This is a genomic window from Pseudomonas cuatrocienegasensis, assembly GCF_900110925.1.
GTDB classification, from domain to species: Bacteria; Pseudomonadota; Gammaproteobacteria; order Pseudomonadales; family Pseudomonadaceae; genus Aquipseudomonas; species Aquipseudomonas cuatrocienegasensis.
Genome location: NZ_FOFP01000013.1, coordinates 13120 through 25703 on the forward strand (window position 1 = coordinate 13120; position 12584 = coordinate 25703).

Here is a 12584-nt window from a genome sequence, read left to right on the forward strand (position 1 = left end):
AGTTTTTCTTTTATCAATAGCTTGCATAAACCAAAGCTCCATATGCATTTAATTACAAAAGCACGAGAATATAAATTTACTTAGAGCGCCATTAAACACTCATCAATGGCCGCTCACTTCTGCATCCAAAAGCCACAGACACAGGCGTCAAATATATTCTAAAAACCTCATCAGCAACGCTCCGAGCAAAGCGCCCAGCGGCAACATCGGCAATACAACAAGCTCGCGCCGCACATCGAATAGACCCAAGCGGCGATTTATATACACAACAAAAAAAAGTGTAGGGAGCGAATACAGGGCAACACCCCACAATGCATAAGTCGTGCCGCCCAACGCCAGCAGCAACGGGAGCAACGTCCATAGCGAAACGAAGCGAATGAGGTTATCCACAGCCAGGTATTTGGTTAAGCCCAGGGCAAGCCACGCTTGATGAGCAAGCGTGAAGCGCAAGGTAAAAAGAGAGAGCGACAGAATGGCCAGCTTATTGCCCGCATCGGCATAACGCGCATCGTACAGCCAACTGATAATCAGCGGGCTAAGCGTCAATAGCAGGCCACAGGCAAATAGCAAAGCAAGATCGATAAACAGCCGGAAGCGGTAATACAAAGCGCGCAGTCGCACCGCATCGCCACCTCTTGCCAGCTCACTCAAGGCCGGTAGCGCCACTGCCGCAGCCAATCGACGCACGGCAATTTCGATGGCCCCCAGTAGCAGCACGGCAATGGAGTAAACGCCCAGCTCGGCGGCCGACATGCTACCGCCAAACCAAATACGATCGCCATGGGCGGCCAGCACTCCTACCGCCGACGACAGCAACACCCAGCGCCCGAAAGCGATCAGCTCCTTAAGTGCCGAACTGTCCCATTGCAACCGGTTGGCTGGCCCATGAAACCAGACATGACTGAGCGTTGTGCTGACCATGGTAGCCGCCAAACCGGCAGCCACCAGCGACCAGATCGAGCGGGTAAAATAACCCATAACAAGCATAACCAGCAGCCCGACAAGCTGCGAGGCAAACTCAGCGAGCACCACCTTACGCTGCTGGAAGGTGCGAAAGGCCAAGGCCAGCTTGGTCGACTGGAACCCGGTCATCACTGCGGTAAAACCGGTGACCGCTAATACCAGAGGCAACTCAGGCGCCGCATAGGTCGACCCCGCAGGCGATAGGTTGATAACTTGCGCATACCAAGCAAAGCTAGCAACCAGCAGCGACAGCGCGAAAAGCACAAAACCGCGCAGAATCTGTACCGTCCAGGCGGTATTGAGAAACACCGGATCACTGCCGCGAGGGCTTTGGATAATGTTCTGGCGCAAGCCCATGTCGGACAGCAAGGCCAGAACCACCGCAACAGTGGTGGCGATGACCATGACGCCAAACATTTCCGGCATCAGCAGGCGAGCCATGACGAGATTGCCCCCCAAGCGCATAGCCTGGGAGGTTACAAGGGCACCCAAATTCCAAACGCTTGCAGATAACGCCCGTCTGCGAAGGTTCATAGATGGTGATATATCACCGGAAGCCATAACATCGTTCCCTGATTCAGTGGCTAGCAAGTTACCATACTGGCCATTAGGACATACATCTTCACCCACCCATAACCCAGGTTTTTTCGATACCCCATGCCTGAGCACTTACGCGCACTCATCGTCATTCTGGTTCTGGCCTGCATCGTTTTTGCCTTTGCACGCAGCCCAGCTGCTGATCTGATCCCAAACAGCGACTTCAAACGTCGACGTAACCTTTGGTTAGCACTCTCAGTTCTGGCTTTTATTTCACACAGCTTTTGGCTCTATGCATTGATTACGGTGGTTGTGCTGACCATCGCCCAGCGCCGTGAACGCAACCCTTTGGCCCTGTTCTTCATACTTTTATTCCTCATACCACCTGCACCCGTGCCGGTTCCCGGATTCGGCCTGATCAACTATTTCTTCATACTTGATCATTTACGCCTGCTTGCACTGTTGATTTTGTTGCCCGCTTTTGTAGCGTTAGCCAGGCGAGCAGGCACACTGCCGTTTGGCCGTACCTGGCCAGACAAACTGCTGGCACTGCACCTGCTGTTGAGCGCCCTGCTGCACCTGCGCGAAACCACACTCACTGACACCTTACGTCAGACGCTGTACCTGTTCACCGATGTATTTTTGCCCTATTACGTAGCCAGCCGAGCACTCAAGCAACTCAGCGAGTTCAAGGACGCCATGCTGGCATTTGCCTTGGCGGCCATGGTGCTGGCACTGATTGGCGTATTCGAATATACCCGCCACTGGCTGCTGTATAACTCGTTGATCGATGCCATGGGCATGCGCGGGGGCATGTCCAATTACCTGGGCCGCGGCGGCTCACTACGAGCAAGCGCCAGCACGGGGCAAGCCATTGTGCTCGGCTACATAATCAGCGTGGCGATAGGCTTCTATCTGTTCTTGCACTCCAGCGTGCGCAGCCGGTTGCAGCAACGCCTCGGCGCCCTGTTGCTGGCCGCGGGTTTATTTGCACCACTGTCGCGCGGCCCTTGGGTCGGCGCAGCCGCGATGATCATGGTGTTTATTGCCACTGGCCGCAACGCAGCCAAACGCTTGATGCTGTTGGGGCTTGCGGCACTACTCTCGCTCCCCCTGCTGAGCATTATCCCGGGCGGCAACAAGCTGATCGATTTACTGCCTTACATCGGCACACTCGAGAAAGGCAACATCACCTACCGCGAGCGCTTGTTCGATAATGCGGTGATTGTCATACAGCGCAACCCCTTGCTCGGCTCTGTCGATTTCCTCAACACACCTGAAATGCGATCAATGATTCAGGGGCAAGGCATCATCGACATCGTTAACACCTACCTCAGAGTGACATTGGAGAGTGGATTGCTTGGCCTGGCACTTTTCGCCGGTTTCTTTGCAACCATTGTGCTTGGCATTCGCAAGTCTCTGCGCACCTTTCAGGATAAAGACGATGAAACCTTGCGGCTTGGCCGCGCATTATTGGCTACCCTGCTAGGGGTGCTACTCACAATTACAACTGTAAGCAGCATTTCAGCGATCCCTGTGGTGTATTGGTCTCTGGCAGGGCTTGGCGTTGCCTATATTCAGATGGTGCGGAGCCTTAAACCCCTTCATGTGACAACCCCGATTGCCACTTAGCTTCATCTGCGCACCGGCCAGGCCGCAAGCCTGGGAGTGCCCACTTTTCAACCAGGTGACGTCCATGAATACTCTTCTGCGCCGCATCAAGACCTTCTTGTTCCTTGTGCCCCTGGGCCTTTCCCCATCTGCTGGCTGGGCATCAGACTGGGTCGCCAGCGTGGATGAGCGCAGCGGCTTACCGCTGCTGATGCAAGGCGGAAACCCCGCCATTTCGGCCTCCCTCAATTTCTGGGGAAGCAACTGGGCCTGGGCCTATATGCCTACCGAGTTCAAGGTAGCGGCACCTTATCGCTATACCTTGGCCGGCGAAAACAAAGCGTTGGACTTCAAGCTATCCGCCAATATTCAGAAGGAAAATCAACAGACCTTAGTCTGGGACGTCAGCCTAGACGCTAGAAGTGCAAAGCAAGACGTGATCGGTGGCGGCATCATTTTCAAATTCGACCTGGCCACCCTTGGCAGCGAAATGGGCGATCCGGTATTGCTACCCGATAACCGCGGTTGGTCCTGGGGGAAAACGCCTGATAGACAAATCACAATGCATGTTGAGCCCGCCCTGGCCAAAACGTATTTTGAGAAGGGCAACAAAACTCAGCTGCGTGCATTTTTCATCGAAGGCGCCATCACACCGGGCGTCAAGAACTTCCAGGTCACTTTGACCATTGACGGCGACATAGCCCTTGGCCCAACCTCAGCCGAGCGTTTTGGTTTAGTCGACCCTAAAACCTGGCCCAGCGATAAAGTCGACTGGAAAACCTCCCCGGTGGATCTTTCCTTCCTCAACGAACAAGAAAAACCTGCTGGCAAACGTGGCTTTGTCAAGGCATCGGGCGAACAGCTGCTATTTGCCGACAATACTCCCGCGCGTTTCTGGGGCACAAATCTGTCGGCTTACACGTTATTCGGCACCCCGGATGATGCAATTAAACAGCAAGCCCGCCGCCTTTCGGCGCTGGGCTTCAATCTTGTGCGCTTGCACCACCATGATTCTGCCTGGGTAAACCCAAATATTTTTGGCGACAAAAAGTTCATAAGCAATACCCAGCAAGTGAGCGCCGAGGCACAGGCAAAACTTGATTGGTGGATAAAGTGCCTGAAAGATGAGGGTATTTATGTCTGGCTTGACCTGCATGTAGGACGAACACTCAAGGACGGTGACAACATCTACGGCTTCGATGAGATACGCAAAGGTAAGGATGAGGCAAGCCTCAAGGGCTACGCCTACGTCAATATCACCATTCAGCAAGCAATGAAGCGTTTTGCCGAGGCTTATCTAACTCATGTGAACCCACATACCGGCCTTACCTACAAGGATGATCCAGCGATCGCCGCTGTATTGATCACCAACGAGAACGACATTACCCACCACTTTGGCAATGCTCTTTTGCCAGACAAGAAGGTGCCTGATCACAACGCGATTTATATGAGCGAAGCAGAGAACTTTGCCCGCCAGCACAATCTACCCAAAAATAAAATTTGGCGCGCCTGGGAACATGGGCCATCGAAGCTATTCCTAAACGATCTGGAACAACGCTTCAACGTGGACATGATTCAACACCTGCGTGAACTGGGCGTAAAAGTCCCAATTGCGACCACCAGCACGTGGGGCGGCAATGGACTGAGCTCTCTTCCAGCCCTTACGGCAGGCGACGTAATCGATGTGCACAGCTATGGCGGTGCAGGTCAACTGGAAAAGAACCCACTCTCTAGTGACGGTATGTTGCATTGGATTGCCGCAGGCCAAGTGGCAGGCAAACCACTGACAGTGACTGAGTGGAACGCCGAACCCTTCCCGACGCCGGATCGCCACACGCTGCCGCTCTACATGGCGGGTATGGCCAGCCATCAAGGCTGGGATGCCATGATGCAATATGCGTACAGTCAGGAAAGGTTGACTGAGCGCCGGATATCGGCCTCAAACTGGCACGCTTACAACGATCCGGCCCTGCTAGCAACCCTTCCTGCTGCAGCACTCATGTACCGCCGTGGCGATATTCGCGAGGCGCTGACAACCTACGTATTTGCACCGACGACATCCACCTTATTCAATCAGCAGATCACACCCAAGAACTCAGTTGCACTGCGCACAGCCGTCGAGAAAGGTAAGCTGCAAATTGCGATGCCCTACACCACGGAACTGCCGTGGCTTGAACAGAGTACGTTTTCCTCCCAGGCACAAGTAATAAATGACCCCCGCCAGTCACTGCTCAATGCCGGCGCAAGCGAGTCAACCACAGATACGGGCGAACTGAAACGCAACTGGCGAAAAGGTATCTATACAATCAATACAGCTCGTACCCTGGCTGCGACAGGCTGGATTGGTGGGGAATCGATTGTACTTGGCGCGCTCAATATCCAAGTGAATACTCCAAACGCCAGTGTTGCGGTACAAAGCATGGACAGCACGCCTGTAGGCCAGTCAAGGAATTTGCTAATCTCACTGGGTACCCGCGCTGTTCCCAGGGATGGAAAAAAGACACCCTTCTATGTAGAACCACTTGAGGGGACACTGACTTTACAAGCCCCCGAAGGCTTGAAGCTGTTTACTCCTGGCATACTTGCACAAATGAAGGAATTGCCCGTGACCTACAGTGACGGACGCTACACAATAAAACTTGACGATAGACAGATGTCAAACTGGCTATTTTTGAGATAATTCACAGTCTCGCATGGCATAGACTGTGGCTTGTGCGAACACTCTGCAGGCCTTAACGCAGCACCTGCATAAATTTTCATCCAGCACCAAGTCTGTGCGATCTAAGCCATTGAGCTACAACAGCGACACCGCAGCATATTCGCCACAGGGCGTGGCAGATAAGAAAGTACTCCTGGCAGTACAAGATAACACTCGGACATAACCTTAAACTTTTACGCTTGCGCGAATCTCAACCCGCGCTGAAACAGTACCGATTTGCAGGAGATGCAGATGAAGTTTCTGGTTGTTGGCGGTGCGGGCTATATCGGCTCTCACATGGTCAAGCATCTGCTTGATGCTAATCACCTAGTGGTAGTAGCGGACAACTTCTCCACGGGATACCGGGCCGCGCTGCTCGGCGGCATACTGGAAGAGCTGGATATAGCCGATGCAGCAGCGCTTGATGCCTTATTCGCTGCGCACCATTTCGATGCAGTATTTCACTTCGCTTCGTTTATTCAGGTCGGCGAATCCGTTAGCGAACCGGCCAAGTACTACGCGAACAATTTCTCCGCGACCCTGACCCTTCTCCAGGCCATGGCGCGAGCGCAAATCAAGAACTTCATCTTCTCGTCGACTGCAGCCGTCTATGGCGATCCGGTCTATATGCCTATTGACGAGGAACACCCTAAAGCTGCGATCAACCCCTACGGTCGTAGCAAATGGATGGTGGAGCAAATGCTGGAGGACTTCGACCGGGCATACGGGCTCAAGTCGGTATGCTTGCGCTACTTTAACGCCGCAGGAGCTGACCCTGAAGGCTTGTTAGGGGAGCGTCATGAGCCGGAGACTCATCTAATTCCACTGATACTCCAGGCAGCATCTTGCCGTCGGCCAGCAATCACCGTATTCGGCCGCGACTACGATACCCCCGACGGAACCTGTATCCGTGATTACATTCACGTTGCCGATCTTGTAAAGGCGCATGCCCTTGCAGTGGACTATCTAATGGCCGGAGGTGAAAGCAGTGCATTCAACCTAGGTAATGGTCAGGGATTTTCGGTACAGGAAGTGATAGATACAGCACGCCGCGTCACCGGTCGAGCTATCACCGTCAGCGATGCTCCGCGGCGCGCAGGTGACCCTCCGCGTCTTGTCGCTGACGCACGCAGAGCCACTGCCGTGCTTGGTTGGCAGCCACAATATGCATCGATTGAGCAAATAGTGATGCACGCCTGGGCTTGGGAGCAACAATACCCCTGGACTAACAATCCGAGCGAGTAACGTGCGCGGCGTGAAGCCCGCACATTCTCCCTTATCGGCCCTGTATCGGTATCTCCGTAACCAGCGGGAGACCCTGGCCAGTCGCGACTATTAATAACTGTATGTACGCGGCTCAATTTCGATCTTATTGAGTACCGTACCAATCAAATTAGCCGCTGGCAGATGGTGTAGACAGTCCTCGATTTCTTTCTTGCTGTTCATGCCATTGGCGACGACCAGGAGGACGCAGTCGATTTTCGGCAACACTGCTATTGCGTCATCGCAGCTCAGCAACGGCGGCAGGTCAAAAATAACAATACGTGAGTCGTAGCGCTCACGCAGATCAGTGATCAAATTACCAACAGCTACCGAAGAAAGCACTTCAGTGGAGTGCGAAACTGACTTGCGTGTCGGTAACACCACAAAACGCGGTAAGGATGGATTGACCAGAACATCTTGTAATTCTGCTTCGCCCGACAGCAAGTCGTTTAGTGACTGCTCCATCGGCAGGCCAAGGTAAGCACCCACCTTGGGACGGCGAAGGTCGAAGTCAACCAATAACGCTGTTTTAGTCGTGTGGTGAGCGATGCTCATTGCCAAGTTAATGGCCACTACCGTTTTCCCGGCTTCGGGAGTGGGGGAAGTAATCGCAAGAGTACGCCAGCCATTTTCTTCCATGATTTTCAACACTTGCGTACGCAGCAAATCGAAAGACCAACTCATGTTCGAGTTTTTGTTGTAGGCAACAATCCGATTTCGCTCAAGGAGTTCCGCACGCAAGGAAATAACCTTGGTCTGCACATAATTGAGCGCACCAAGCTCAGCAAGAGGCTGCGCGACTGCAGACGAGGCTTGTGGCTTGGCTATAAAACCTGAGGAGGCTTGCTTCTTGGCTTTTTCGATGGCTTGCTTAATTCGTTCCATTGCTATTTGCCTTACTCAAACCGGGCCAGAGCTTTAAATACCAGAAGGTCCAGCGGCATGTATAGGAGATGCAGTAGCACCAGTGAGGTCACAACTACCAAGATCGCAGAAACGATCATGATCGCCAGCCACCTTCTGCGGCGTTTCAGTTCAGCTTGAGTAAAGATGTATGGAATCGAGACTAATATACGCTTACCCAGCACGCTGGTCAGGGCATCAGCGCCGCGGACACGCTGGTTCAAGGTTTCCAGAAAAACGACCATCCCGCCCGAACCTGCCAGGGCGAGGAAAAAACCTAGTGCTGCAATTTTCTTACGATTGGGTTTGACCGGCCTTTCTGGCATTAGCGGTGGTTCGAGAAGTACAAAACGCTCAGCCTTGTTTTCCTGCTCGAGGTTTTCAGAGATCTGCGCACCCATTTGCTTCGTGCGAATTTCTTCATATTTCTTGCGAGCATTCTCGTGGTCACGCATCAGTGTGACTAGGCCGCGCTCAATTTGTGGCGTCTGCAAAATTTGGCGCTCGTAGCCTTCTATCTTGGCAAGCAAAGCTTGCCTCTGTGCGGCAAGTGACACAACGCGAGCGTTAGCGGCCGCTATTTTGGCCTGAACTCTGGCAACCTCCAAATCGCTCTGCGATAAGGCGCTCTCACCGTCGCTGCCGGATGCTTCGAGCGCATCAATTTGACGTTTGAGCGCCCGCACATCAGGGTGCGCTTCTTTATATAGGGAGAGAAGCTGGGTGTACTCGGCTTTCAGACTGGCCAAATTTGGCGACGCATTTGCAGTCGGGTAGGCCGACCCTGTCTTGGCTGTTAAGCCAGCGTTTGCGGCGGACAACTCCAGATCCAGAAACCGCAGTTCTTCCTGTGCCGTCTTGTAGTCCCGATCAACTTCTTTCAATTCCGCCTCTGTGCGTGACAACATGTTCATGCGCAGTTCTTGATGTTCTGGCAGAGCGTTACCGTTGTCTTGCTTGAAAGCAGCAAGCTGATTTTCCAATCTTTCTAGCTCTACCCTGAGCTTGTCTGCCTCACGGGTCAGAAACTCCGTGGTTTCACTTGCACGTTCGGTCCGCTGCTTGATGTTCTCGTCAAGAAACAACGTAACCAGTTCATTCGCAACCTTGTTCGCAATATCAGGCCGCTGATGCTCGAAGGAAACTCGAAAGGCAATGGTAGCCAAGCCGCGCCCCTTGACCTCCGCATTGACCAGAGAAACTCGTATCGAAGTACGCATTTCATCGATCTTCTCTGAAACCGTCAGCGACTTACCATCACTACTGAAGAGCTTGTATTTGTCGATGATACGCAGCAGGTGTTCACGGGTCATCACACGCTGGCGAATGATCTCGATGCGCTCGTCAGCATAGGCAGTATTGCTCGCCGCGACTAAATCTGCGGAAATCTGCTGAGATTCAACGAGAATAGTGCCCGTTGACTGGAACACAGGCGGAATAGTAACGGCAACTACCAAGCTCACACCGAGTATGACCGCAAAACTCAGGCCCAGAAGCAGGGCTCGACGCTTGATTACAGCAAGGTAATCGTTGAGCGACATTTCGTATTCAGAGTTCATAATAATCACACAGCTGGAATTCAAAAATCGGGGTGATTATAAATCAGGGTCACCCCAAGTACGTTGGCGCTGGCATCTGGGCGCTCATCTTGCTGACGTTGTCTGTACGTTAGGGAAAGACGCGCAACCCAGAAAGGCGAAAGCTCTTGGCTGGCCCATAGATTGATTTGACGCATGGTATTGGGCGCGGTGCTTTTATTATCTTGCAATGAAGCATCAAGACCCGCTCGCAGAGTCTCGCTAACTGCGTAACTCCAGCTAGCGCGCAGCTGGCTCACCTCGGTAAAGCCGCCCTCCCCGCTGGTAATGGTACTACGACCGACGTCGATACTTGTATCAAAACGCTCACCGATATAGCTCAACTCAAAACCGCCCTGCCAGCTGGGGCCGCCTTCGTCACCTGAAACCTGATTAACACCTGCCCGCAACACACCTTGAAGCTGCTCAGAGATAGTGAACCGCAGACCGCTCATGGGGCCATACCGGGTTGAGGATGCCGTTACGGTCCCGCCCACCGGCTCATAGCGACTGAGCGAGACTTCTGCATAGGGCTCGAGAAGCTCGCTCCACCCATAGCTCCAACTGAACTTGGTGGATAGCTCGTCATAGCTGGTTAGCGAATCAACATCGTACCTGACACGTGTGTAGTCGGCATCGCTAGCCAGTGTGCTGCGCTCACTGATGGCGGCACGCCAGTTTCCGGCCAAATTATATTTCTTGCGCGTACCATCACCAGTGACCACACCGGTCTCTTCAAGCTCGCTGAAGAGTGTCGAGCTCTCATCATATTTCGCAGTAAGACCAAAACCACCCCTCTCGGTCTCACGCTGCCACCCCAATAGCAACTTGGGATCTTCACGGTCCAGGGCAATGGATTGGTCGGAGGATCGCTCGAGATTGAGGCCGATGCCAAAACGGAGCTCGTCCAGGCCAAAAGCACCTATGAGGGTGTAATCCGGCGCAATGGTTGTGCGGGTTACACCTTTCTCATCCTCGGCATCAAGCCGGGGGTTGGTGTCGTGCTCGGTGGTCATAGGCAGCGCAACGGTGGTCTGCCAGCTGGCCGCATGGACAACGCCTGAAGACAGCAACACCAGGGAAGCCGTCATCATTCGCGCTGCTCGTCGCGACATCATCTCTGATATATCGCGCAAGGTTAGGGCACAACCAGAGTATCACCGGCCTGGAGCTGGATATTGGTGGCCATATCACGCCCAGAAATCAGGTCTTTGTAATCAATCGGCAGGATTTCCTGGCCCTGACCGCTGTGACGTATAATTTTTATCGCACCCTCATCGGCAAACTTGTCGAGCCCGCCCGAAAGACTAAGTGCCTGCAACACAGACGTTGGCCCCGTCAACACCACCGGACCAGGCCTAGTTACTTTACCCAGTACATAAACACGATTGCCTTCGATGCCGGTGACAACAACACTGACACTGGGATCAGGCAAATACTCCTCGAGTCGAACTGAGATATTTTCTGCAGCAGCAGTAGAATCAAGCCCGGCAACCTGAACGCGGCCCGCCAAGGGGAAGGTAACGCTGCCATCAGGAAGCACACGCACTTCCAGCTGCAAGCTTTCTTCACGCCAAACGGATACCAGAACGACATCACCTGGATTAAGCAGGTAGGGCGCAACTTTTTCCTCAGCACTGGCAAATCCACTACTGACAGCCAGCATAACGAACGTAAGCAAAAACAAACGCAACATCGAGATGTCTCCGATTCAGTAGCTTATTATCATCAAGAATAAAAAAAGGGGAGGTCGCCCCCCCCCCTTCGTCCAGCCATCGCTACGATTAAGCAGCAACCATCTCGGACTTCTTGGCAGCAGCCAGTTTACGGCGACGCATCATACCGGCACCTAGCAAGGCAGAGCCGAACAACAGGGCAGCACCTGGCAGAGGCACGGCGGCGTCAAGCAGAAGCGTTGAATCAACATTACCGTTAAGGATGTTGCTCACGCCAAACACCAGCGGACCATTGTAGGCCTGTTGAGGCACCCAGCTGAAGTACTGCCAACCGGTATCGCCGACGGCATTCAAAGTCGCCACATTTGCCAGCAAATTGTAACCTTGGTCGGTGACTACAAATGAAGTGTCGTTATTCGGCATTGTTTCTCCCGAAATAAAACGCCACATGAACTCATACGTCTGCCCAGCTGCCAGATTTACTATCTGGAACAGAGTTTGATTGCCTACCAACTGGCCGTACGAACTGCCTTCATATGCCAGCGAAGCATTGTTGCCAACTGTCCCTGTACCAGCCCAAGGAGCAATGCCGCTTTCAAAGCCCATGTTTGGAACAGTTGCAGCCGTGGCCACTTGTGCAGAGGCTAGCAATACTGCCGCCAAGCCCAGTTTTCGAATCATTTTCATAAATACCTCTCATACCGCGAACGTTTAAAAGCCATTGTTGTTTACACCTTCCGTCGGCTGGCAACTACAATGAAACCAAACAACGCGGAAGCAAATAACCATGCCGCAGCAGAAAGCGGCACAGCACTCGGTTGAGCGGCATTGGCTAAGGCAACAGACTGACCTGTCAATCCAATGGCCTGAGCATGCAAACCAACCCTAAAACGACCTTCAACAAGCGCCGTAATCAAGCCATCGAATGAGCCAGTACTGGCCCAATATCCGAGAAGACCGGCCGATTTATCCGCTGCGCCTAGACGATCACGCAGCAGTAATTTACCAGCAGCACCGTCATTCACACTCGCCCCATCAGGCTCGAGAGAAGGACTGGCTAGAAAAACAAATGCACCAATCTCAGGTAGATGCACCTGGGCCGATTCAATGCTAGAGGGCACACCCCACAAAGATCCGGCCCCTTGGGCAGTACTGCCTGGATTCTCAACCTCAAGCGACAAGCCAGCGGCCTGGACGCAAGAAATCGACGCTCCGCCTAAAAGCAACAACATGGCTGTCAAGGCTGATTTGGTCAAAAGCACTAGGCGCATCACACACTCCCTGTGCACGGGTTTAACCACCGAGATGTAAGGAAACATTCCTTATTTGGGGCGATCGTATAGGCACAACGCCACC

At 53.2% G+C, this 12584-nt stretch carries 10 protein-coding genes; 3 read left to right on the top strand and 7 right to left on the bottom strand.

Annotation, left to right across the window (positions count from 1 at the left end; genetic code table 11):
- Window positions 1–147 precede the first annotated feature (147 nt).
- On the bottom strand, window positions 148–1524 hold the full coding sequence (locus BMW49_RS17095) for an oligosaccharide flippase family protein (RefSeq protein ID WP_069518680.1): 1377 nt from the start codon (window positions 1522–1524) through the stop codon (window positions 148–150).
- A gap of 96 nt (window positions 1525–1620) precedes the next feature.
- Here BMW49_RS17095 and BMW49_RS17100 point away from each other — a divergent pair, with 96 nt between their 5' ends.
- From BMW49_RS17100 to galE, 3 genes are all read left to right on the top strand, one after another.
- Window positions 1621–3132: an O-antigen ligase family protein gene (locus tag BMW49_RS17100; RefSeq protein ID WP_069518682.1), complete on the top strand. Its 1512-nt coding sequence runs from the start codon at window positions 1621–1623 to the stop codon at window positions 3130–3132.
- A gap of 64 nt (window positions 3133–3196) precedes the next feature.
- Entirely contained in the window at window positions 3197–5791 is a 2595-nt protein-coding gene (locus BMW49_RS17105) for a glycosyl hydrolase family 5 (protein ID WP_069518684.1), read from the top strand.
- A gap of 270 nt (window positions 5792–6061) precedes the next feature.
- Window positions 6062–7054, top strand: a complete 993-nt coding sequence (galE, locus tag BMW49_RS17110) for a UDP-glucose 4-epimerase GalE (RefSeq protein WP_069518686.1) — start codon at window positions 6062–6064, stop codon at window positions 7052–7054.
- A 90-nt stretch (window positions 7055–7144) separates the two neighbouring features.
- Here galE and BMW49_RS17115 read toward each other — a convergent pair whose 3' ends face one another.
- The 6 genes from BMW49_RS17115 to BMW49_RS24610 form a co-directional block, all read right to left on the bottom strand.
- On the bottom strand, window positions 7145–7957 hold the full coding sequence (locus tag BMW49_RS17115; RefSeq protein ID WP_069518688.1) for a CpsD/CapB family tyrosine-protein kinase: 813 nt from the start codon (window positions 7955–7957) through the stop codon (window positions 7145–7147).
- Window positions 7958–7968: 11 nt separating this feature from the next.
- Window positions 7969–9534 carry a GumC family protein gene (locus BMW49_RS17120; RefSeq protein WP_069518879.1) on the bottom strand — a complete coding sequence of 522 codons (1566 nt, stop codon included), beginning with the start codon at window positions 9532–9534 and terminating at the stop codon, window positions 7969–7971.
- Window positions 9535–9554: 20 nt separating this feature from the next.
- Window positions 9555–10646 carry a hypothetical protein gene (locus BMW49_RS17125; RefSeq protein ID WP_244168369.1) on the bottom strand — a complete coding sequence of 364 codons (1092 nt, stop codon included), beginning with the start codon at window positions 10644–10646 and terminating at the stop codon, window positions 9555–9557.
- 44 nt (window positions 10647–10690) lie between these two features.
- A complete protein-coding gene (locus BMW49_RS17130; RefSeq protein ID WP_069518691.1) occupies window positions 10691–11248 on the bottom strand; it encodes a polysaccharide biosynthesis/export family protein in 558 nt (185 codons plus the stop codon).
- A gap of 88 nt (window positions 11249–11336) precedes the next feature.
- Window positions 11337–11915 carry a hypothetical protein gene (locus BMW49_RS24605; RefSeq protein ID WP_139133819.1) on the bottom strand — a complete coding sequence of 193 codons (579 nt, stop codon included), beginning with the start codon at window positions 11913–11915 and terminating at the stop codon, window positions 11337–11339.
- Between the two features lie 41 nt (window positions 11916–11956).
- Window positions 11957–12499 (bottom strand): hypothetical protein, encoded by a 543-nt coding sequence (locus BMW49_RS24610; protein WP_139133820.1) that lies wholly within the window; start codon window positions 12497–12499, stop codon window positions 11957–11959.
- Window positions 12500–12584 lie beyond the last annotated feature (85 nt).